Genomic DNA, 20,897 nt, shown 5'->3' with positions numbered 1-20,897 from the left:
CCCGTGACCTCCTTCGCCCCGGACTCCATCGTCCTGAACCGCAAGCTGCCGCTCTGGTACCAGGTGTCGCAGTCGCTGCGCGCCTCGATACTCGGCCGCTCGCCCCGGGACCCGCTGCGCCTGCCCACCGAGGAGCAGCTGGCCGGGCACTACGGGGTGAGCGTGCTGACCATGCGGCAGGCGCTGAAGGAGCTGGAGGACGAGGGGCTGATCACCCGCCACCGCCGGCGGGGCACGTTCATCGAGCCGGACGCCCGCCGGGGTTCCCCGGTACGGCTGCTCGGCTCGGTGGACGCGATCGTGGCCCAGCAGTCCGGGATGAAGGCCGAGTTGCTGGATCACGGCACCGCGCCGGTGCCGTCCGAACTCGCCGAGTACTTCCCCCGGGTGCCGGAGGTGGCGCTGTACCACCGGCTGCGCTGCGACGCGAAGACGGGCGAGCCGACCAACCACGCCCGCAACTACATCCGTCCCGAACTGGCCGGGCGCATCGACCTGGACGACCTCGTCCGGTGGCCGATGACGAAGGTGCTGCGGGACGTGGTGGGCATGGACATCAGCCGGATCACGGACACCGTCGAGGCGCGGCTCGCCGACCCGGAGACGGCGCGGCTGCTCGAAGTCCCGCTGCTCAGCCCGATCCTGCACTACACGGGCATCACCTACGACACCGACGGCCGGGTCCTCGACGTGGCCGTCATCCACTACCGCGGCGACCGCTTCTCCTTCACGGTCACCCTGGATGCCACGTGAGGGCGCGGCGCCCCGTCGTACGATGCCCGGCGTGACGCACGACGACGCCCCGCCGCTGGCGGACCTCATGCCGTGGTCCGTCGCACCGCCGCGGCTCGGCCGGGGGTGGCCGGCGGCTCCCGACGCGAGGTCCCTGAAGGCCCGCTGGGAGGCCCTGGTGAAGGCCGAGGGGCCCGACCGCGCGGCCCTGTTCGAGCCGACCCGCTCGCGCACTCCGCATTCGGCGGTCGGGCGGCTGCCGGGCGGCGCCGGGGGCACCGAGCGGCTGGCGCGCGCCTCGGGGCCGTGTCCGGAGCCGGTCCGGGTGCTGCGGGCGCCGTTCGACGAGCAGTGGCTGATTCCCGACCACCGGCTGATCGACGCGGCCCGTCCGGAGCTGTGGCGGGTGGCGGACGAACGGCAGGTGTTCGTGGTGGAGGCGCCCGAGGCCGCCGGAGCGCCGCTGCTGCTCGCGACCTCGCTGCTGCCGCTGTTCGGCCCCGCCCGGATCCGTCCGCTGTACCGCCGTCCCGGCGGTGCGGAGCCCAACCTCGCCCCGGGTCTCCTGGACCACCTGGCCGCCCGCCTCGGTGTGCGCCCCGGTCCGCCGGACGTGCTCGCCTGGTCGGTGGCGGCCGTGCGGCCCGGCGCGCTGGTCCCGCTCACCGCGGACCCGGCGGTGTGGGAGCACGGGGTCGGGCTGGGCCGGCGCGCGCTGTGGCTGATGCGCCGTGACGGCGAGCGCCCCAAGCTGCCCGGCGGCCGGCGCCCGTACGTCCGCGCCCCGCTGCCTCCGCGCCCGGGGACCCTGCGCTACGACCGGGACGAGGAGGCCCTCTTCCTGGACGAGGGCCGCGTCTCCCCCGTGCCGCCCGGGGCCTGGGACTTCGAGGTGGGCGGGGTCCGGGTGCTCGAACAGTGGTTCGCGGCCCGCACGGCGCAGGGCGAGCCGGGCACGCTGCCGGCGATCCGCCCGGCCGGCTGGCCCCAGAGCTGGACGTCCGAGCTGCTGGAGCTGATCACGGTCCTCGCCCTGCTGGCCGAAGTGCGGGACCGCTGCCGGGAGCTGACGGTCGGCGACGGGATCACCGCGGGCGAGCTGCGCGCGGCGGGCGTCCTGCCGGTGCCGGCCGCGGCCCGTCGGCCGGCCTCCGTCCTGGACGACCGGGAGGAGGGACCGGAGGGGCAGCTGGCGCTGCTGTGACCCCCGGCGGAGTCGGCGGTCCCGCTCAGGCGAACCCGTCCAGCACCCGCGTCAGCGCCCGCTCGAAGACCCCCTCCAGGTCGATCGGCCCCGCGTCCTCGGCGAAGGACGCCGCCAGCCGCGGATAGGCGCCGCTCGCGACCTGCCGGCCGAGGTAGGCGATGCGCACCGCGTTCTCCTGCTCCTGGGACCAGGGCAGCGAGCGGGTGCGCTCGACGGTGGCGATCTCGTTGGTGACGTACGTGGTCACGACGCCGTTGACCATCGCGACCAGCTCCATCTTGGTGCCGTAGGGCGCCTCGAAGGGGTCGAGGCAGGCCAGGCAGTGCTCGAGGTAGCGCAGGGCGTTGGGACTGAAGCCGTAGACGGGGGACATCAGGCGGGGCAGCCAGGTGTGGCGGTGCATCAGCGCGCGGGTCTGGTGGGCGACCCGGACCATGTCCGCGCGCCAGTCGCCGCTCGGTTCCCACAGTTCGTGCTCGCCGCTGACCGCGTCCATCATCAGCTCGTACAGGTCCTCCTTGCGGGGGACGTAGTTGTACAGCGACATGGTGCCGCAGCCCAGTTCCCCGGCGACGCGGCGCATCGAGACCGCGTCCAGGCCCTCGGCGTCGGCGATCCGCACGGCCGCGGCGGCGATGTCGGCGCGGGTGTACGCCGGTCTCGGCCCCCGGCCGGTGCGCTCGGGGCGCGACCAGATCACTTCGGGTACGGCCGCTCGGCCCGCCATCGTGCATCACCTCGGTCACCATCCTAGTTACGTACACCGTACGTAGTGCGCTATGGTCGACGCATGACGACTACGTACGCTGTACTTAGTGAAGGTCTGGAGAAGCGCTTCGGCCCCGTGCGCGCGCTGCGCGGCCTGGATCTCGCGGTGGCCGAGGGCACGGTGTGCGGGCTGCTCGGGCCGAACGGGGCGGGCAAGACCACGGCGGTCCGGCTGTTGACGACGCTACTGCGGCCGGACGCGGGGTCGGCCCGGATCGCCGGGCACGACCTGGTCCGGGAGGCGGCCGCGGTGCGCCGCCTGATCGGGGTGACCGGGCAGTACGCCTCGGTGGACGGGGACCTCACCGGGCGGCAGAACCTGCGGCTGTTCGCCCGCCTGCACCGGGTGCGGGACGCGGCGGCGCGCGCCGACGAGCTGCTGGAGCGCTTCGGCCTGGCCGACGCCGCCGACCGGCCCGCCGCCACCCTGTCCGGGGGCATGCGGCGCCGTCTCGACCTGGCCGCGAGCCTGGTGCGCCGCCCCGACGTGCTGTTCCTGGACGAACCGACGACCGGACTCGACCCGGCCAGCCGCAATCGCATCTGGGAGGCGGTGCGCGCCCTGAAGGAGGAGGGCACGACCGTGCTGCTCACCACGCAGTATCTGGAGGAGGCCGACCGCCTCGCCGACGACATCGCCCTGATGGACCGGGGCCGGGTCGCGCACACCGGGTCGCCGGCCGAACTGAAGGCGCTGGTGGGGGCGTACGCGGAGGCGGTCGTCGCGGACACGGACGCCCTGGCGCGGGCGGCGGGGGTGCTGGACCGGCTGACCGGCGCGGAGCCGGTCCTCGACGACGAGCGGCGCACCGTCGGCGTCGTCAGCACCGATCCGACGCTGACCCTGCCCCGCCTGGTGCGCGCACTCGACGCGGCGGGCGTGCCCCTGGTGGACGCGAGCCTGCGGCCGCCGACCCTCGACGACGTCTTCCTCCGCCTGACCGGCGGCAGCGGCGACAGCAGCGACAGCGGCAACAGCAAGGAGCTGGTGGCATGAGCACGGTGACGACGAGGCCGTACGGTTCGGCACCCGGCCTGGCGTACGACGGGGCGGCCATGCTGGGCCGCCAGTTGCGGCGGGCGCGCAACAATCCGGGGCTGCTGATCCTCACCCAGACCATGCCGATCACCATGCTGCTGTTCTTCGGCTACGTCTTCGGCAGCGCGCTGGCGATGCCGGGCGCGGAGTACCGGGCCTTCCTGGTGCCGGGGTTGCTGGTCGCCACGGCCGCGAACGGCATCATGACCGGCATGTTCCAGGCCGCCCAGGACACCCATCGGGGCGTGACGGACCGGCTGCGCACCCTGCCGGTGAGCCGGGCCGCCGTGCCGCTCGGACAGTCGGTCGCCGACGTGCTCGTGACGGCCGCCGGGACGGTGCCCCTGCTGCTGGTCGGGCTCGCGGTGGGCTGGCGGGTGGAGGGCGGTGCGCTCGGCGCGGTGGGCGCGGTGGGGCTGTTGCTGCTGTTCCGGTTCGCGACGACGTGGATCGGCATCTTCCTGGGGCTGCTCACCCGCAGCGAGGAGGCCGCCGGTCAACTGGGCGGCGCGACCTTCATCCTTCCGCTGCTGTCCAACGCCTACATCCCGACCGGCGGACTGCCGGGGTGGCTGCGCACGGTCGCCGAGTGGAACCCGATCAGCGCGGTCACCACGGCACTGCGGGACCTCTTCGGCAACGCGCCCGTGCCGGAGGGCGCCGCCTGGCCGGTGACGCATCCCGTGGCGGGGTCGCTCGCCTGGTGTGCGGTTCTGCTCGCGGTGTTCGTCCCGCTCGCCGTGCGCCGGTACGCGCACGGGGCCCGCTGAGCGGCCCGGGGAGCGTCACCGCCGGTGGGGAGACGGCGGACACGCGGACGCGGGACGGTAAGGGTGAGCACGCGTACGGGCCGGATCTGCCGGGGACGGCCCGCGCTCGGGGAGCACATCGGGGCGCCGCTGCGTGCCGTGAGGGGGACGGGCGAGTGCCGCGGCGCCGCGCCGGGAGGGTGTGACCTCCGGTGCGCGGGCCTCAGTTGCCGCCGAACAGCGAACGGCGCAGGCGGCGCAGCGGCGCGAACAGCGAGACCCGGCGTACCCGGACACCCCTGTTGCTGCGCTTGTGCGCGGGCTCACGCGCGGTCAGCTCACGCATCAGCGACGTCGCCTCCACGGTCTCCCGCGGCGGGAGGGCAGGCCCTCCGAGTACCGCGAGATGACGGTCGAGGCGCGAGCTGGTCGCGCTGCTTCCGCACGTGATGGCAGGGACCCTTGCCCTGCTGCGCACTGTTATCTGTTCCATGTCACTCCCCACCCGTACGAGTCCACCCGGCCCGGGCAGAGTAACCCTATCGCCCCGGTACGGCATGCGTGTATCGCGGTCACAGGATTCACCTTCCCCGTAAGGGGGTTGACGATTACTCTCCGAATCCAACAGATTCCAGGGCGAGTTGGACAACCGGCCCGGTCGTCGGCAGGGCCGATCCCCCGGCGGGCTCGACCGTCACCGCGAGTGACGTGGCGGCGCGGTTCAGGCCCGACGCGATCAGGGGCGTGTCGCCGTCGAAGAGCCCGAGGGAGCGCGGCGCGGCGCCGGGGCGCATCAGCCACAGTTGGCGCACGCGGTCGCCCGGCGGCTCGCCGTACCCGCTCAGGGTGACCACCGCGCGCCCCTCGGACGCGGAGGCGACCACCGCGACACCGCGGCCCCGCTCGTCCGCGCCCCTGGCGGCGCGGGCGTCCGGGGCCGCGAGAACGTGGGCGATCTCACGTGCCCGGTCCCGTGCGGTGTCCAGCTCGTCCCGGGTGCGGCCCGCCTGCACGGCGAAGAGCGAGGCGACCACGAGCGCCGCGGCGGCCGTCGCCGTGGCGAACGGTACGAACAGGGGGCGCGGCCGGGGCCCGCGGGAACGCCCGGCGTTCGGCCGGCCGCCCCGCACCTGGGCCGGCAGCCGCAGCACGGACCGGGGCGAGGGCGTGTGCATGGGCGTGCGCGTGGGCGTGGGCCCCTGCGCGGTGCCGCGTACGGCGGCCAGGACCCGCTCGCGCAGTGCGGGCGGCGCCGGGGCGGCCGTGGACCAGGCCAGCCGGACGGCGTCCTCGGACAGCGCCCGCACCTCGGCGGCACAGCGGTCGCAGCGCTCCAGGTGCCGTTCGAAGCGGACCCGTTCGGCGCCGTCCAGGGCGTCCAGGGCGTAGGGGGCGGCGAGCGAGTGGAGGGCGGCGCGGCGTCCCGGCAGCCGGCGGGTGGGGCTCATGCGGCCTCTCCCAGGCAGTCGCGCAGGCGCCCCAGCCCGTCCCGCATCCTGGTCTTCACCGTGCCCAGCGGGAGGGAGAGGCGCTCGGCCACCTCCCGGTAGGTGTAACCGTCGTAGTAGGCGAGGGTGACCGACTGGCGCTGAAGCGCGGTCAGCCGGTCCAGACAGCGGCGCACCCACTCGCGTTCGAGTCCGGCCTCGACCTCCTCCGAGACCTGGTCGTAGGCGGGGTGGTGGGCACGGCGGGCCTCGCGCCGGTCGCGTTCGCCGGCCGCGCGGGCGCTGCGCACCCGGTCGACGGCACGGCGGTGGGCGACGGTGAGGATCCATGACAGGGCGCTGCCCCGGCGCGGGTCGAACCGTGCGGCGGACCGCCACAGTTCGAGCAGCACCTCCTGCTGACCTCCTCCGACTGGGCGGGATCGCGCACCACCCGCCGTACGAGTCCGAACACCGGGCCGGACACCAGCCCGTACAGCTCCTCGAAGGCCTTCTGGTCGCCGTCCGCCACGAGCGTCAGCAGCTCGTCCGCCTCCACCGGTCCCCCTCTCCGCGGACCGTGCCCGGCCCGTCGACGTCGGAGCGGGCGCGCGCGACGGCACGCCCTCCGCAGGGGTTACGGACGGGCGGCCCGAAAACGCCAGTCATCGGGTCGGGACCGGACTCAGGGGTCGCGTCCGCACCGGTTTGGGCCACTTGGAGACGGAGACCCCGGCGGACGGAGCCTCCCCCTCCTCCTCTTCTCCTTCTTCTCCCTCCGCCCCGGGTCAGGCGGCGCCGTTGAGGACCGGCAGGTAGCCGCCGGACTGGCCGGCCGCGGTGGGGTGGTACGACTCGCCGATATTCAGCCAGTTGACGCTGTGCAGCCAGGAGTCGCCGGAGCACAGTTCGTGGCCGGTGAAGGTGGTGCGGACGTCGCCGAAGGTGAAGCCGTGCGCGGCGACGCGCTGGGCGATGACGGTGTTGAGGTGGTCGGAGGCCTTGTTGATCGCCTCGCGCTTGGTCTCGGACAGGCCGACGCAGACGTTGCCGAGCTCGTAGAAGCGCGGGTAGCCGATGACGACGACGTGGGCGTTGGGGGCCTTGTCGCTGATCGCCGAGTAGACGCCGTCGAGCTTGCCGGGCAGCGTCGAGTCGACGTAGGCCTCCGCGGTGGCGATCCGCGACAGGCAGGAACTGTCGGACTGGAGCACGCACGTCATCATGACGTCGGCGAATCCCGCGTCGTTGCCGCCGATACTGATCGACACGAGGCCGGTGCCGGAGCCGAGCGGGCCGAGTTGTCCGGCGAGAACATCACCCGTACGGGCGCCGGAGCAGGCGGTGAAGTCGAACGTGGAGGGTGAGTGGGCGGCCGCCCACAGGTACGGGTGGGACTTCGTACTGCGCTTGCAGTCGCCGCTCGAGCCGATGTAGCTGCCCGCTCCGACCCCGGAGGAGTAGGAGTCGCCGAGGGCCACATAGCCGTCGGCTGCGGCGGGTTGGGCTGCCTCGGCGGTCGCGGCCCCGGTGAGGACCGCGCCGGCGGCGAGGAGGAGTGAACTCAGGATGCCGACAAGTCGGAAACGTCTCATGGAACCTCCCTTAGCAGGATTGCTGCCACAACCGTGGTAGCGGCTACGCGCGTTGACTGGAAGTGTTCATGCCAAGGAATGGCTGACACTCGTTCAAGTTCGGACGAAAAATCGGGGGTTTGAACGACCGCCGGTGCCGGGTGCCGGTGCCGTGAGCGTCCGCGCGCCGCGCGTGCCGGGGAAAGCGCGTGCACGCGGCGGCCGGGTGCCGGATCATGGCGGCATGTCCGTGAACCCGCACGAAGTCCTGCCGATCCGGCTCAACGTGGACGACAGTGACGCCCCGTCCGACGTCGTCGACGCGCTGTTCCTCGGCCGTTTCGCCACGGGTGAGCAGCCGTACTCGCACGCGGCGAACATCGACCGCGTACGGCCCGGCGCCACGCTGCTGCCACCGGGCGCGCGCGTCCTGCGGATCGCCCGCGACGACGACCGCAGCGCGACGCTGGCGGAGGGCGACGGCTGGACCCTGCTGGTCTCGCGCTGGAGCCGGGGCGCCGACGTCACGGTGACGGCGACCAGCGCCGACCTGGCCGAGAAGGTGCTCGGCGAGGCGACGGACGGGGCGGCGGACGAGCCCGAACCGCAGCCGGAGAACGTGACGATGGGCTTCTGGTACGTCTCCCCGCGGCGCGGCCCGCACCGCACCACCCGCCAGATCGCCGCGGGCACCTGGGACGAGGTCCGGCCCAACTACACGGCGCCGGTGGCGGAGGCGATGGACGGCCTGATGAAGACGACGCCCGAGGACATCGCGGGCCGGCTGCTGCTCCTGCACGGTCCGCCGGGCACCGGCAAGACCTCCGCGCTGCGCACCCTCGCCCGCTCCTGGCGGGACTGGTGCCAGGTGGACTGCGTCCTCGACCCGGAGCGGCTCTTCTCCGACGTCGGCTATCTGATGGACATCGCCATCGGCGAGGAGGACGCGGCGGGCAAGGGCCGCTGGCGGCTGCTGCTCCTGGAGGACTGCGACGAACTGATCCGCGGCGAGGCCAAGCACACCGCGGGCCAGGCGCTCTCCCGGCTGCTCAACCTCACCGACGGGCTCCTCGGCCAGGGCCGCAACGTCCTGGTCGGCGTCACCACCAACGAGGACCTGGAGCGCCTGCACCCCGCCGTCGTCCGCCCCGGCCGCTGCCTGGCCCGCATCGAGGTCGGACCGCTCACCCGGCGGGAGGCGGTGGACTGGCTCGGCACCGAGGAAGGGATCGGCCGCGAGGGCGCCACGCTGGCGGAGCTGTACGCACTGCGCCGGGGCACCTCGCCGACCGCGCTGCCGGAGCCGCGGACGGGAGCGGACGCCGGGCTGTATCTGTAAGCCGGTGCTTTGATGGGGGTATGCCCCTGTTCGTCGGCACGTCGGGCTGGCAGTACCGGGACTGGCGGGACGCCTTCTACCCGCCCGGTCTGCCCGTCCGGCTCTGGCTGGAGCACTACGCGGCCGGCTTCGCGACGGTCGAGATCAACAACGCCTTCTACCGCCTGCCCGCCCGGGAGACCTTCGCGGCGTGGCGGGACCGGCTGCCGCCGGACTTCACGGTCGCGGTCAAGGCGAGCCGCTACCTGACGCACATCAAGCGCCTGCGCGACCCGGCGGAACCGGTCGACCGCCTGATGACCCACGCGGCCGGCCTGGGCGACCGTCTCGGCCCGATCCTGCTGCAACTGCCCCCGACCCTGCGCGCCGACCCGGCCCTCCTGGAGACCTGCCTCGCCTGCTTCCCGCCCGGCACCCGGGTCGCGGTGGAGCCCCGGCACCCGTCGTGGTGGACGCCGGAGGTCCGCGAGGTCCTCGTGTCCCGGCACGCGGCCCTGTGCTGGGCGGACGTCCGGTCCCGCCCGGTCACGCCCCTCTGGCGCACCGCCGACTGGGGCTACGTCCGCTTCCACGAGGGCCGGGCCACGCCGTGGCCGCACTACGGCCGCCGGTCACTGTCGACGTGGCTCACCCGCATCGCCACGGCCTGGCCGAACTCGAGCGACGTCTACACCTACTTCAACAACGACCCGAACGCGGCGGCGGTGACCGACGCGGCGGTGTTGGCCGATCTGGCCCGCGCATCAAACCTGACGGTCACCCGAACGCGCCCCAAAGGGGCGCGGGGCTGAGACATGTGCGGCTCCGCCGCGTGGGCGCGACAAGCCACAACGCACCCGCAGCCGAAAAGCAACCCCCCACCCGAACGGCGCTCACCCGTAAGCCGCCCGCAGGGCATCCCGCACCGCGGCAAGCGCCTCCGCCTCCGTCACCCCCAGCCGCCGAGCCCGCTCGGCGTACCCCTGGGCCGCGCCGGCCACCTCCCGCTCCGCCGCGGAGCCCGCGGCAGCGACGAACGTTCCGTTGCGCCCCCGCGTCTCGATCACCCCGTCCGCCTCCAGCGCCCGGTACGCCTTGGCGACCGTGTTCGCGGCGAGCCCGAGGGACTCGGCCAGTCCGCGCACGGTGGGCAGCCGGTGGCCGACCGGCAGGGCGCCCGACCGCGCCTGTTCGGAGATCTGCGCGCGCACCTGCTCGTAGGGCGGTGTGCCGTCGTCGATACGGATCTTCAGGGTCACCCGGTGATTGTCCCGTATCCCCGGGAAAATGAGAGGCACCGGACCGTCCGGCCGCCGTAGCGTGCGCCCACATGACCGTTCTCGTACGCGACCTGCGTTCCGACGATCCGGCCGATGTCGCGGCCTTCACCCATGCCCGCCATCGCGCCCTGCCGTTCATCCTGTGGACGCCGGAAGCCGTCGTGCACCGGCTCGCCCACACCCCTCCTCGGGCCCGGAGCCGGTGCCTGGTCGCCGAGGAGGACGGGGAGGTGATCGGCACGGCCCAGGTCGGGCTGGTGCACGACAGCCCGGAGCCCGGTCAGGCCTTCCTGAACGTCTACGTCCACCCGGAGCGGCTGCGGCGCGGGGCCGGCGGCCTGCTGGTGCGGACGGCCGAGGAGTACCTGGCCTGCGAGGGCGCGACGAAGCTGTACGCCTGGGCACTGGACGGGCCCGCCAACCTGGCCTTCGCCGAGCGGCACGGCTACCGACGGCGCCGCGCCGCGCATTTCCTCCGGCTGGACCTGTCGCACGCCACGCTGCCGCCCCTGTGGTCCCCTCCCCCGGGCGTCGAGCTGCGCACGGCCGCCGACTTCACCGACGACCCCCGGCCCATGTTCGAACTGGACGCGGAGACGGTGGCGGACGAACCGAGCGACGTCGACATCGAGTTCACGAACTACGAGGCCTGGCTGGCGGCGACCTGGCGGCACCCGCTGCTCAACCGGGAACTGACCACCGTCGCGCTCGTCGACGGCCGCCCGGCCGCCTTCAGCGTCGCCTACACCGACGGCACCCGGTACTCGACGGCGATGACGGGCACGGTCCGCGACCAGCGCGGCCGGGGCCTGGCCAAACTCGCCAAGACCGACTCCCTGCACCGGGCCCGCGCGGCCGGGTACACGGAGGCGCTCACCGGCAACGACACCGACAACGGCCCGATGCTCGCCATCAACAAGTGGCTCGGGTACGAGATCTGCGCGACGGAGGTGCGGCATGTCCGCGAACTCGGCTGAGCCGGCGGCCGGGCTGAGTATCGTGCTGGTCAAGGCGGGCCGGACGAAGATCCGGTACGCGGCCGCACTGCTGCACGACGACGGGACCCGCCTCGCCGTCCGCGCCCCCTGGGCCGGTGACGGCGTGCGCGACTTCGGCTTCGTGCGCTTCGAGGCCGGGGACGTCTTCACCGAGTACTACTGGCGCGACCGGTGGTACGCGGTGAAGGAGGTCCGCACCGCGGCCGGGGTGCTGAAGGGCTGGTACTGCGACGTCACCCGCCCCGCCGTCCTGACCGGCACGGAACTGGTCGTCGAGGACCTCGACCTGGACCTGTGGCGCTCCGCCGACGGCACGGACGTACGGCGGCTCGACGAGGACGAGTTCGCCGGGAACGGGCTGGCGGACCGGGATCCGGGGGCCGCTGCCGCCGCCGTGGCCGCGCTGGACGAACTGGAGCGGCTGGCCCTCGGGGAGGACTTCACGGACCTGCTCGCCTAGCGGGCCGCCCGGCTCACCCGTACGTCGCCACCACCGCGTACCGCTCGTCCGTCACCTCTCTGCCCCACAACGACGCGTCGTCCGACAGCCGCTCCACGCGGGCCTGCCCGGCGAGCGGACCGAGCAGGTCGAGGAGCCGGCCGGCGGGTATGCCGACCGGGGCGGCACTCCCCCACACGCCCTCCACCAGGACCAGCCGTCCCGCGGGGCGCAGCAACTGCCGCCAGTGCCGCAGGACCCGGCCGGGGCCGGGCAGCGTCCACAGCACGTGCCGGACCAGCACGGCGTCGAAGCGCTGCTCGCCCACGGGCGGTACCGCCGCGTCACCGGTGAGGAACACCGCGTCACGGCCGGCGAGTTTGGTCCTGGCCAGCTCCACCATGGCCGGGGAGCGGTCGACGCCGGTGACGCGGTGCCCCTGCTCGGCCGCGAGGAGCGACAGGCTGCCGGTGCCGCAGCCCAGGTCGAGGACGTCACCGGGCCGCTCGGGCAGCCAGGAGGCCAGCCGGGCGGCCCAGGCCCGGCGTACGTCCGCGTCGTGCAGGCCGTGGTCCGGTTCGTCGTCGAAGGAGGCGGCCTGGGCGTCCCAGTCGACACCCGGCGCGTTCGTTCCGTCACTGTTCCCACTCATGCGCCCAGCGTGACAGGGGCCACTGACAACGGAGTCGGGCCACGGGAACGTGACAACCGCCACTGACAGGGATGCATCGATGAGTGAGTCTCGGGGAAAGGGTCTACCTCCGTGAGAACGCGGAACCCGGTGGATCCGTAAGGAGGCAGCCATGCGCCGTCTGACCGTGCAGAAGCCCCTGAAGAAGAACGACGCCCGCCGAGTCCGCGAGGAGACCGACGAGCACGCCTCGAGGCGCCCGGAGGTCCGCAAGGACATCGCGCGCACCTGGTGGCCGGAGAGCTGCTGACCGGGCAGGGCGGCCATGAGACGCCTCAGAGCAGCCGCTTGCGGTAGTGGACGCGGTCGTAGGGCCCGTCCACTCGGCGTTCCACGACGTCGTACCCGTACCTCGGGTAGATCTCCTGGTTCTCCCACATCAGCGCGTTCGTGTAGAGCCTGACCTCGGGCAGCCCCAGCGCACGCGCGTGCGCGTCCACGAACCGCAGCAGCCGCCGCCCCACGCCCCTGCCGTGCGCGCCGGGGTGGACGGCGATGCTGTCGAGGAACAGGTGGCCGGCCGAGGCCTCCACGACCACGAGTCCCAGGACGCCCGCGAGCCCCGCGGGGCCGGTGCCGGGCTCGTCCGTGACGAACACCTTCCCCGCCGCCACGTTCGCCGCGTGGTCCGCCTCCATGGGCTGCGGCACCACCCCGATGCGCTCGATGTAGGGCCGGTACGCGGCGTCGGTCACCGCCTTGACCGCCGGCACGTCGGAGGCGACCGCCGGCCGGACCCGTTCTCGTTCCATGCCGCGCACGGTAGCTACCTCAGCCCAGCCTGAGCACTCCCTTAACGCGACCATAAGGATCTCCGTCACCCGCCTCCAGCGGGCGATTCCACGGTGTCCTGGGGCTAGCTTGCTGATCAACCCCACGGGTTCCGGCCCGAGTTCCCCAGTCCCCCGTGACCGTTTCGAGGAGTTCCGCATGCCCGCACCGTCCGCGTCCCGCAGGGCCGCCGCCGTCGCCGTCGCCGGTCTCGCCCCGCTCGCCCTGACCACGCTGGCCACCGCCCCGGCCTCGGCGCACGGTTCGATGGGCGACCCGGTCAGCCGGGTGTCGCAGTGCCACGCCGAGGGGCCCGAGAACCCCAAGTCGGCGGCGTGCAGGGCGGTGGTGGCCGCGGGCGGCACCCAGGCGCTCTACGACTGGAACGGCGTCCGCATCGGCAACGCCGCCGGCAAGCACCAGGAGCTGATCCCGGACGGCAAGCTGTGCAGCGCCAACGACCCGGCCTTCAAGGGCCTGGACCTGGCCCGCGACGACTGGCCCGCGACCGGCGTGAACAGCGGCTCGTACACCTTCAAGTACCGCGTGACGGCCCCGCACAAGGGCACCTTCAAGGTGTACATCACCAAGCCGGGCTACGACCCCTCGCAGCCGCTCGGCTGGGGCGACCTGGACCTGTCGGCGCCGGTGGCGACCGCCACCGACCCGGTCGCCTCGGGCGGCTTCTACACCTTCTCCGGCACGCTGCCGGAGCGCTCCGGCAAGCACCTGCTGTACGCGGTGTGGCAGCGCTCGGACAGCCCGGAGGCGTTCTACTCCTGCTCGGACGTCTCCTTCGGCGGCTCCGGCTCCGGCTCCGGCAGCGGGAGCGGGAGCGGGAGCGACGGCAGCAGCAGCGACGGTGGCGGCAACGCGGCCGGCGGCGACGCGCCGGCGCCCGAGGCCTCCGCGCCGTCCGAGGAGCAGATCGCGGCGGCGGCCGACAAGTCGACGATCGAGCACCACGGCCACGGCGACCAGGACGCGGAGACCACCACGGACCCGACGGATCCGGCGGCCGCCCCCGACGCTCCGGAGGAGGCGGCCGGGACCGCCGCCGCCGAACCCAACCAGGTGAAGGCCGCCGGCGGGGGCACCGAGAACCTCGCCGAAACCGGCGGGGACAGCAGCACGCCCTACATCGCCGTCGGCGGCGCCGCCGCCCTGGCGCTCGGCGCGGCCACCCTGTTCGCGTCGGTCCGCCGGCGCGCGGCGACCGGTGGCCGGCACGGCCGCTGACCCAAAACTCGGGGGAACGCGGGGGAACGCGGGGTCCGTCCGGCGGCTCAGGCCGGGCGGACCCCGCGTGACGTGCGCCGGGGCGCCGGAGCACCCGGGTCTCCCGTCAGCCGAAGACCGAGGCGCAGGTGGTGGGCGTGGCGTGCGCCGGGTCCAGGGCGTTGGTCACCTCGTGGAAGGCGATCCGGTCGAACAGCCCGATCGCCAGGTGCTCGGAGAAGTCGAGCGGGCACAGGTCCTGGAGCAGGACGTTGCGCACCCCGGGACCGTCGAGGAACTGGCTGCGGTACGGCGTGACCACCTCGTCGTACTTCGTGGCGAGGACGGTGTAGCGCACGCCGGGCACGGTGTCGCCGCCCGCGTTGAGCTCGGTGAGGACGTCCGAGCCGACGATCTGGTCGGCGAGGGCGGGGGTGTGCTCGTTCAGCAGGTCCTCGACGCCGGGGAAGTACGGCAGCAGCCGGGTGAGGCCGGACAGGGTGGTGCCGTGGTTGCTGGGCGCTATGCCGACCAGGGCGTTCACCTTGTCGGCCCCGCCGAGGAATTTGAGGTAGTAGCGGGGCATCATGCCGCCCTGCGAGTGGCCGACGAGGTCGGTCTCGGCGGCGCCGGTCGCGGTGAGCACCTTGTCGACGTAGGCGGCCAGTTGCCCGGCCGACTTCTCGACCGGGCCGAGTCCGTTGAAGAGCGGGACCCCGGGCAGTTGGCCGTAGTCCAGGGAGAAGACGCAGTAGCCGCGGTTCTTCAGGTAGGGCGCGAGACCCAGCCAGTTGTCGACGGAGTTCCCGAAGGTGCCGTGGACCAGGACGACGGGACGGGGATGGGCGGCGGAGGGCTCGCAGGTGTAGTCGTTCCAGCCGGAGCCGGGGCGGGCGTCCGCGGTGGGGGCGGCGGTGGCGGTGACGGTGGGGACGAGGGCGACCGCGACGGCCAGCAGCAGCGCGGCCAGCGGTCTGAATATCCGGTTCCAGGGCAGCATCGGGTGATCTCCTTGCGGATCGGGGGAGTTGCGACGGCAGGGATGCCCTGTGATCCGGATCACGGGATGCTGTTCACCCGTCAAGTTACGGGCGAGTAGTGCAAGTGTGAAGTTACGCGTCAGTAAAAACTTCCAGCGATAACCGCCGACGCCGACGCCGCAGGTGACGGCGGACCGGGTTCACCAGGCGGGACGGATCGGCCCGCCCGGCGCCACCCGCAGCAGCCCGTCGCGCAGCGCACGCACCCCGTCCTCGCCGAGCACCCCGGCCCAGGCGCCGACGGCCTCCGCCGCCGCCTCCTCCGCGGCCCGCGTGCAGGCCCATCCGGCCTCCGTCAGCACGACGAGCCGGGCGCGCGCGTCGGCGGGGTGCGGCCGGCGCTCGACGTACCCCTTGCGGACCAGTTCCTCGACCAGCTGACTGGCGGCCTGCTTGGTCGTCCCGAGGTGCGCGGCCAGGTCGGTGACGGTCGCGCCGTCCGGGGCGAGCCGGGTGAAGGCGAACCCGTGCGCGGGCCGCACACCCTCGAAGCCGCGGGCGACGACGCCCTCGTGGATGCGCTGCGTCAGTCCGCCGGCCGCGGCGAGCAGGGCGGCGGTCAGGGCCATGGCGTCGGAGTTCTGCACGGGGGCATTGAAACACCCTTGACACATTGGTCAAGCAGCTTGACCATAAGGACGACAAAAGTAGTCAAGCTACTTGACCACATGTTCCGAGGAGCCCGCCATGCGCGTCGTCCGCTCGTCCGAAGGCGTCACCCACGAGATCCACGGCGCCCGTTTCGTCTCGTACGCCAGTCCCCGCACCGGCAGCAGGGAGCTGTGCGCCTGGCGGGGCGAGATCCCGGCGGGGACGAAGGCGCCCGCGCACACCGTCGACCGGGAGGAGGTCTTCCACCTGCTCACCGGCGAGCTGCTGATCACCCTCGACGGCCGCACCGAGCACATCACCGCGGGCGACACCGTGATCATCGGCTCCGGGGCGACCCTCGCCGTCGAGAACCCCACCGACCGGACCGCGACCTCCTGGGTCACCACCTCCGTGGGCCTGACGGCGGAGCTGGCCGACGGCACCCGCCTCACTCCCCCGTGGGCCAACTGACCGGCGGGCGGAGGGCTCATGCCGCCAGGGACCCCGGTATCACCGCCCGCGGCCCGAACTTCGCCCGCGCGCGGTCCGCGACCTCCTCGATCCGGCGGACCTTCTCGTCCACGGGGTCGAAGGTCAGCTGGTGGGAGGCGTGTTCGGCGGACGTGAGGCTCTCGGCGCGCAGGGCGAGGGAGCGGACCCGGGCGCGCTGGAGGCCGAGCGACTCGTACAGGTCGTAGGCGGTCCGGGTCAGGGCCGCCGAGTGCGCGGTCGGTTCGGACAGGGTGCGGCTGCGGGTGGTGGCCGACCGGTCGGCGTAGCGGACGGTGAGGGTGAGGGTGCGGCAGACCTTGTCCACGGCACGCAGCCGGGCGCCCAGGTCCCCGGCGGCCGAGAGCAGGGCGCGGCGGTGGCGGTCCGGGTCGAGTTCGTCGCGGTCGAAGGGGCGGTCCGCGGCCAGGGACCGGGAGACGCCGTTGGGGACGACCCGGCCGCGGTCGACGCCCTGGGCCTTCTCGTGCAGTTCGCGGCCCGCCTTCGCGCCGACCAGGCGCTGGAGCGTGGACAGCGGCGCGGCGGCGACCCGGCCGAGGGTGTCGAGGCCGTACTCGCACAGGGTGCGGGCGGTCGCGGTGCCGACACCGGGCAGCGCGGCGACGGGCTTGGCTGCGAGGAAGTCGCGCTCCCCGCCGCCGGGCACCGCACGGGTCAGTCCCGGCCGGGCGTCGCGCAGGGCCATGCGGGCCAGCATCGGGCCGGGCCCGGCGCCGATCACGCAGTCCACGCCGTACAGCGCGAGGGCGCGCACCCGGAGCACGGAGGCCAGCTCCACGGCGTCGCGCCCGAAGTACCGTTCGGCGCCGCGCAGGTCGGCCAGCGCGCCGTCGGGCGGCAGCGCCTCGACGACCGGCGTGAACTCCTCGAGCAGTCCGAGCAGTTCGGGCAGGGCCGCCTCCCGCGTCGGCGGCAGCTGGAAACGTACGCAGAGGATCGTCATCCCGCACTCCCCGGACTCTGGTGCCACAACTTCCTTCCGACCGCGGGCCCTTCGCCCGCGGGGCGCAGATCGGCCCAGGGGTGCATCTCGTACCCGGTGGACATGCGGATCCTCCGCTGCTCCATCGGGTCCTGGGCCGCGGAGCCGGCCGGCGCGGGTTGTCCGTCCGAACCGGCGAGGCGGCGGCGCGCCGGGCCGCCCTCCGGGTCGTCGCCCTCACGGCTTCCGCCCGCTGCGGCCAGCCGGGCGGCGACGCCCTCCAGGCCCTCCTCCCGGCGCACCTCCAGCAGATCGGCGAGGTTCCAGGCGGCGGAGCCGACCACGCTGAGGCTGCGCGGGCCGCGCCGCTGCACCACCCCGCGCACCAGCAGCAGCCAGGAGTGGAAGACGGTGTGCGCGCAGGTGTCGTGCGAGTCGTCGAAGAAGGCGAGGTCGACCAGTCCCGAGCCGTCGTCGAGGGTGGAGAAGATGACGCGCCGCCCGGAGCGGATCGGCGGGGTCTGGGTGGCCGCCTTGGCGCCCGCGACCAGCACCGTCTCCCCGTGCCGCGCCTCGCGCAGCCGCTTGGCCGACACCACGCCCAGTTCGCGCAGGAAGGTGCGGTGGTCGTCCATCAGGTTGCGCGAGGCGTCCATGGAGAGCACCCCGAGTTCGGCGCTGAGCTTCTCCTCGGAAGTGAGGTCGGGGAGCCCTGCGGAGGCGGTCTTCCGGCCGCCGGCCAGGGGCAGCTGGTCGCCCCGGCCGCCCCGGGCACCGCGGTGCAGTTCGGTCAGGTGCAGTTGCAGGTCGCGGCGGTTGGCGCCGAACGCGTCCAGCGCGCCGACCTGGGCGAGCCGTCCGGCCAACGGCCTGCTGGGGCGGGCCCGTTCCCAGAAGTCGAGCAGGGAGGCGTACGGCTGCCCCTCGGCGATCCGCCCCGCCTCGGCCTCGCTGATGCCGTGCACGTCGGAGAGGGCGAGGCGCAAGCCCCACGCGTCGGGCTTCCGTGACCGCGCTTTCCGTGATTCAGGCACCAGTTCGATCCTGTGTGCGACCCCGGACTTGTTCACGTCCAACGGCAGGATGGGCACCCCGCGCCGCCGCGCGTCCGCCAGCAGCAGCCGCTTGGGGTACATGCCGGGGTCGTGGGTGAGCAGGCCCGCGTAGAAGGCGGCCGGGTGATGGGCCTTCAGCCACGCCGACTGGTACGTCGGCACCGCGAAGGCGACGGCGTGCGCCTTGCAGAAGCCGTAGCTGCCGAAGGCCTCGACGATCTCCCAGGTCCGCTGAATCGTTTCCGCGTCGTAGCCGTTCGCCGCCGCGTGCTGGGCGAACCACACCTTGATCCGCCCCTGCGACTCCGGGTCGGAAAGACCGCGCCGCACCCGGTCCGCCTCGCCGCGTCCGCACCCGGTCATGATGGCGACGATGTCGATGATCTGCTCGTGGAAGACGACGACCCCGTAGGTGCCCTCCAGCGGCTCCGCCAGGTCCTCGTGGGGGTGGCGCACCGGCGCCCGTCCGTGCCGGGCCTCGATGAACGGCCGCACCATGTCGGCGGCGACCGGTCCCGGCCGGAAGAGCGAGATGTCGACCACGAGGTCGTGGAAGGTGGCCGGCTGGAGCCTGCCGACCAGGTCCCGCTGGCCCGGCGACTCGATCTGGAAGCAGCCCAGCGTCTCGGCGGACCGGATCATCCGGTACGTCGCCGGGTCGCCCTCGGGCACGGCGTCCAGGTCGACCCGCTCCCCCGTCGCCCGCTCCACCTCGGCGACCGCGTGCGCCATCGCCGACTGCATCCGCACGCCGAGCACGTCCAGCTTGAGCAGCCCGAGGTCCTCCACGTCGTCCTTGTCGAACTGCGCCATCGGGAAGCCCTCGCCGCTGGTCGGCATGACCGGCGTACGGGAGAGCAGGGAGGCGTCGGACAGCAGGACGCCGCAGGGGTGCATGGCGACGCCGCGCGGAAGGGCGTCCAGGCCCTCGACCAGCGCCCAGAGTTTGCCGTACCGCTCCCGCTCCCCCGCCAGTTCCCGCAGCTCGGGCAGCTCCTCCAGCGCCGCGCGGGCGTCGCGGGCGCGGATGTGCGGGAAGGACTTGGCGACCCGGTCGATCTCGGCCGGGTCCATGGACAGGGCGGCGCCGACGTCGCGGATGGCGTGGCGCACCCGGTACGTCTCCGGCATGGCGACCGTGGCGACCCGCTCGGTGCCGAACCGCCCGATGATCGCGCGGTAGACCTCGAGGCGGCGCGCGGACTCCACGTCGATGTCGATGTCGGGCAGCACGACCCGTTCCCTGGACAGGAACCGCTCCATCAGCAGCCCGTGCTCGACCGGGTCGGCGTGCGCGATGCCGAGCAGGTGGTTGACGAGCGAGCCCGCGCCGGAGCCGCGCGCGGCGACCCGGATGCCCATGTGCCGCACGTCGTCCACGACCTGGGCGACGGTGAGGAAGTACGAGGCGAAGCCGTGGTGGGCGATGATGTCCAGCTCGTGGTGCATCCGCTCCCAGTACTCCCGGCGGCCTGGGCGCCGGTCGTAGCCGCGCCGCACCATGCCCGCCGCCGCCCGGGAGGCGAGCGCCCGCTGGGCGGTGCGGCGCCCGGCGCCCACCAGGTGCGGTTCGGGGAAGTGGACGGCGCCCATGCCGAGGTCGTCCTCGGGGTCGACCAGGCACTCGGCGGCCGTGGCCCGGGTCTGCTCCAGCAGGCGGTGGGCGGTGTCGCGCCGGAAACCCGCGGACTCGACGATCCGCTCGGCGGCGTGCCGCATGGCACCGGCGTCCTTGAGCCAGGCCTCGCCGGAGTCCAGCTCCTTGGTGGCGCCGATCGGGACGAGGCGGCGGGCGGCGTCCAGGACGTCGGCGACCTCGCCCTGTCCGGGGTCGGCGTAGCGGACGGCGTTGGAGAGCACCGGCCGCACGCCCTGCTCGGCGGCGAAGCCGACGGTGCGGGAGGCCAGCCGCAGGGAGCCGGGGCCGGTGCCCTCGCGGCCGTGCCAGACGGCCTCCAGGCGCAGGGCGTCGCCGTAGACCTCCCGCCAGGGGGCGAGGAGCCGCGCCGCGCGGTCGGGGCGGCCCGCGGTGAGGGCGCGGCCGACGTCGGAGTCGGGGCCGAGCAGGACGGTCAGGCCGTCGGCGTGATTGTCGGGCCAGGACAGCAGCGGGGTGCCCTCGGCCGTGTGGGCGGCGGAGACCAGGCGGCACAGATCGGCCCAGCCGCGGGCGCCGTCACGGGCGAGGAAGGTCACCCGCGGGGCCGACTCGTCGACGAAGGCGCCGCCGCGCACGGGGGCACGGCGCCGGTCCCGGCGTACGGAGGTGTCCGTGCGGTCGGCTCCGGACTCGGGGGGCGCCACCGCCAGCTCCGCGCCGAACAGCGGACGGACGCCCGCCTTCGCGCAGGCCTTGGCGAAGCGGACGGTGCCCGCGAGAGTGTCGCGGTCGGTGAGGGCGAGGGCGTCCATGCCCCGTTCGACGGCGCGCTCGGCCAGCCGCTCCGGGTGGGAGGCGCCGTAGCGGGCGGAGAACCCGGAGACGGTGTGCAGGTGCGTGAAACCCGGCATCACGCACCTCCCGACTCATGAAACCGACGCATGACCCCGTAGGCCCGAACGCCA

22 protein-coding genes and 1 pseudogene are annotated in these 20,897 nt (G+C 73.8%); 11 read left to right on the top strand and 12 right to left on the bottom strand.

What is annotated here, in order from left to right; genetic code table 11:
* Positions 1-3 precede the first annotated feature (3 nt).
* A complete protein-coding gene (locus tag Sco07f_RS24155) occupies positions 4-753 on the top strand; it encodes a GntR family transcriptional regulator (RefSeq protein WP_007447793.1) in 750 nt (249 codons plus the stop codon).
* Positions 754-775: 22 nt separating this feature from the next.
* Positions 776-1,936, top strand: coding sequence for a type ISP restriction/modification enzyme (locus Sco07f_RS24150; protein WP_167468203.1), 1,161 nt, complete (start codon positions 776-778; stop codon positions 1,934-1,936).
* A 25-nt stretch (positions 1,937-1,961) separates the two neighbouring features.
* Here the strand turns inward: Sco07f_RS24150 and Sco07f_RS24145 are convergent, their stop codons facing one another.
* Positions 1,962-2,666 (bottom strand): TetR/AcrR family transcriptional regulator, encoded by a 705-nt coding sequence (locus Sco07f_RS24145; protein WP_007447901.1) that lies wholly within the window; start codon positions 2,664-2,666, stop codon positions 1,962-1,964.
* Between the two features lie 63 nt (positions 2,667-2,729).
* Between Sco07f_RS24145 and Sco07f_RS24140 the strand changes: the two genes are divergently transcribed.
* Complete coding sequence (locus tag Sco07f_RS24140; RefSeq protein WP_108989186.1) at positions 2,730-3,704, top strand: ATP-binding cassette domain-containing protein; 975 nt, start codon at positions 2,730-2,732, stop codon at positions 3,702-3,704.
* Positions 3,701-4,516 (top strand): ABC transporter permease, encoded by an 816-nt coding sequence (locus Sco07f_RS24135; protein WP_108989185.1) that lies wholly within the window; start codon positions 3,701-3,703, stop codon positions 4,514-4,516. Before Sco07f_RS24140 ends, Sco07f_RS24135 begins: the two co-directional genes overlap by 4 nt.
* 202 nt (positions 4,517-4,718) lie before the next feature.
* On the opposite strand, the gene Sco07f_RS24130 is transcribed toward Sco07f_RS24135, so the two are convergent.
* The 4 genes and pseudogenes from Sco07f_RS24130 to Sco07f_RS24115 form a co-directional block, all read right to left on the bottom strand.
* Positions 4,719-4,988 (bottom strand): hypothetical protein, encoded by a 270-nt coding sequence (locus Sco07f_RS24130; RefSeq protein WP_042825858.1) that lies wholly within the window; start codon positions 4,986-4,988, stop codon positions 4,719-4,721.
* A 115-nt stretch (positions 4,989-5,103) separates the two neighbouring features.
* Entirely contained in the window at positions 5,104-5,943 is an 840-nt protein-coding gene (locus Sco07f_RS24125; protein ID WP_108989184.1) for an anti-sigma factor, read from the bottom strand.
* Positions 5,940-6,481 (bottom strand): annotated as a pseudogene (locus tag Sco07f_RS24120) (sigma-70 family RNA polymerase sigma factor). The gene Sco07f_RS24125 and the pseudogene Sco07f_RS24120 overlap by 4 nt, the downstream one beginning before the upstream one ends.
* 229 nt (positions 6,482-6,710) lie before the next feature.
* Positions 6,711-7,517, bottom strand: a complete 807-nt coding sequence (locus Sco07f_RS24115; protein WP_007447937.1) for an SGNH/GDSL hydrolase family protein — start codon at positions 7,515-7,517, stop codon at positions 6,711-6,713.
* 223 nt (positions 7,518-7,740) lie between these two features.
* On the opposite strand from Sco07f_RS24115, the gene Sco07f_RS24110 reads away from it, so the two are divergent.
* A complete protein-coding gene (locus Sco07f_RS24110; RefSeq protein ID WP_108989183.1) occupies positions 7,741-8,835 on the top strand; it encodes a DUF5925 domain-containing protein in 1,095 nt (364 codons plus the stop codon).
* Positions 8,836-8,855: 20 nt separating this feature from the next.
* Positions 8,856-9,626, top strand: a complete 771-nt coding sequence (locus Sco07f_RS24105) for a DUF72 domain-containing protein (RefSeq protein ID WP_108989182.1) — start codon at positions 8,856-8,858, stop codon at positions 9,624-9,626.
* 81 nt (positions 9,627-9,707) lie between these two features.
* Here the strand turns inward: Sco07f_RS24105 and Sco07f_RS24100 are convergent, their stop codons facing one another.
* On the bottom strand, positions 9,708-10,073 hold the full coding sequence (locus tag Sco07f_RS24100; protein WP_174855405.1) for a GntR family transcriptional regulator: 366 nt from the start codon (positions 10,071-10,073) through the stop codon (positions 9,708-9,710).
* A 71-nt stretch (positions 10,074-10,144) separates the two neighbouring features.
* Between Sco07f_RS24100 and Sco07f_RS24095 the strand changes: the two genes are divergently transcribed.
* Positions 10,145-11,071, top strand: a complete 927-nt coding sequence (locus tag Sco07f_RS24095; RefSeq protein WP_108989180.1) for a GNAT family N-acetyltransferase — start codon at positions 10,145-10,147, stop codon at positions 11,069-11,071.
* Positions 11,052-11,552 carry a ribonuclease FAU-1 family protein gene (locus tag Sco07f_RS24090; RefSeq protein ID WP_007447924.1) on the top strand — a complete coding sequence of 167 codons (501 nt, stop codon included), beginning with the start codon at positions 11,052-11,054 and terminating at the stop codon, positions 11,550-11,552. Before Sco07f_RS24095 ends, Sco07f_RS24090 begins: the two co-directional genes overlap by 20 nt.
* 13 nt (positions 11,553-11,565) lie before the next feature.
* Here the strand turns inward: Sco07f_RS24090 and Sco07f_RS24085 are convergent, their stop codons facing one another.
* The gene (locus Sco07f_RS24085) at positions 11,566-12,183 is read right to left on the bottom strand and encodes a class I SAM-dependent methyltransferase (RefSeq protein WP_108989179.1); all 618 of its coding nucleotides are present in this window, start codon (positions 12,181-12,183) and stop codon (positions 11,566-11,568) included.
* A gap of 151 nt (positions 12,184-12,334) precedes the next feature.
* On the opposite strand from Sco07f_RS24085, the gene Sco07f_RS24080 reads away from it, so the two are divergent.
* Positions 12,335-12,472 (top strand): hypothetical protein, encoded by a 138-nt coding sequence (locus Sco07f_RS24080; RefSeq protein ID WP_007447922.1) that lies wholly within the window; start codon positions 12,335-12,337, stop codon positions 12,470-12,472.
* Positions 12,473-12,497: 25 nt separating this feature from the next.
* On the opposite strand, the gene Sco07f_RS24075 is transcribed toward Sco07f_RS24080, so the two are convergent.
* Positions 12,498-12,974 (bottom strand): GNAT family N-acetyltransferase, encoded by a 477-nt coding sequence (locus Sco07f_RS24075; protein WP_042825861.1) that lies wholly within the window; start codon positions 12,972-12,974, stop codon positions 12,498-12,500.
* A gap of 178 nt (positions 12,975-13,152) precedes the next feature.
* Between Sco07f_RS24075 and Sco07f_RS24070 the strand changes: the two genes are divergently transcribed.
* Complete coding sequence (locus Sco07f_RS24070) at positions 13,153-14,232, top strand: lytic polysaccharide monooxygenase auxiliary activity family 9 protein (protein WP_108989178.1); 1,080 nt, start codon at positions 13,153-13,155, stop codon at positions 14,230-14,232.
* 106 nt (positions 14,233-14,338) lie between these two features.
* Here Sco07f_RS24070 and Sco07f_RS24065 read toward each other — a convergent pair whose 3' ends face one another.
* Entirely contained in the window at positions 14,339-15,211 is an 873-nt protein-coding gene (locus Sco07f_RS24065) for an esterase/lipase family protein (RefSeq protein ID WP_108989177.1), read from the bottom strand.
* Positions 15,212-15,391: 180 nt separating this feature from the next.
* On the bottom strand, positions 15,392-15,838 hold the full coding sequence (locus Sco07f_RS24060; protein WP_042825859.1) for a MarR family winged helix-turn-helix transcriptional regulator: 447 nt from the start codon (positions 15,836-15,838) through the stop codon (positions 15,392-15,394).
* Positions 15,839-15,938: 100 nt separating this feature from the next.
* Here Sco07f_RS24060 and Sco07f_RS24055 point away from each other — a divergent pair, with 100 nt between their 5' ends.
* On the top strand, positions 15,939-16,313 hold the full coding sequence (locus Sco07f_RS24055; RefSeq protein ID WP_108989176.1) for a cupin domain-containing protein: 375 nt from the start codon (positions 15,939-15,941) through the stop codon (positions 16,311-16,313).
* 16 nt (positions 16,314-16,329) lie between these two features.
* Here the strand turns inward: Sco07f_RS24055 and Sco07f_RS24050 are convergent, their stop codons facing one another.
* Both Sco07f_RS24050 and Sco07f_RS24045 read right to left on the bottom strand, forming a co-directional pair.
* Positions 16,330-17,298, bottom strand: coding sequence for a DNA polymerase Y family protein (locus Sco07f_RS24050; protein ID WP_054103236.1), 969 nt, complete (start codon positions 17,296-17,298; stop codon positions 16,330-16,332).
* Positions 17,295-20,843, bottom strand: a complete 3,549-nt coding sequence (locus Sco07f_RS24045) for a DNA polymerase III subunit alpha (RefSeq protein WP_108989175.1) — start codon at positions 20,841-20,843, stop codon at positions 17,295-17,297. The genes Sco07f_RS24050 and Sco07f_RS24045 overlap by 4 nt, the downstream gene beginning before the upstream one ends.
* Between the last annotated feature and the right edge of the window lie 54 nt (positions 20,844-20,897).

Origin of the sequence: Streptomyces coelicoflavus (genome assembly GCF_003112555.1) — a bacterium.
GTDB classification, from domain to species: domain Bacteria; phylum Actinomycetota; class Actinomycetes; order Streptomycetales; family Streptomycetaceae; genus Streptomyces; species Streptomyces coelicoflavus.
The sequence above is the reverse complement of the archived record's forward strand: the minus strand, read 5'-3'. Positions and strand labels throughout refer to the sequence as shown.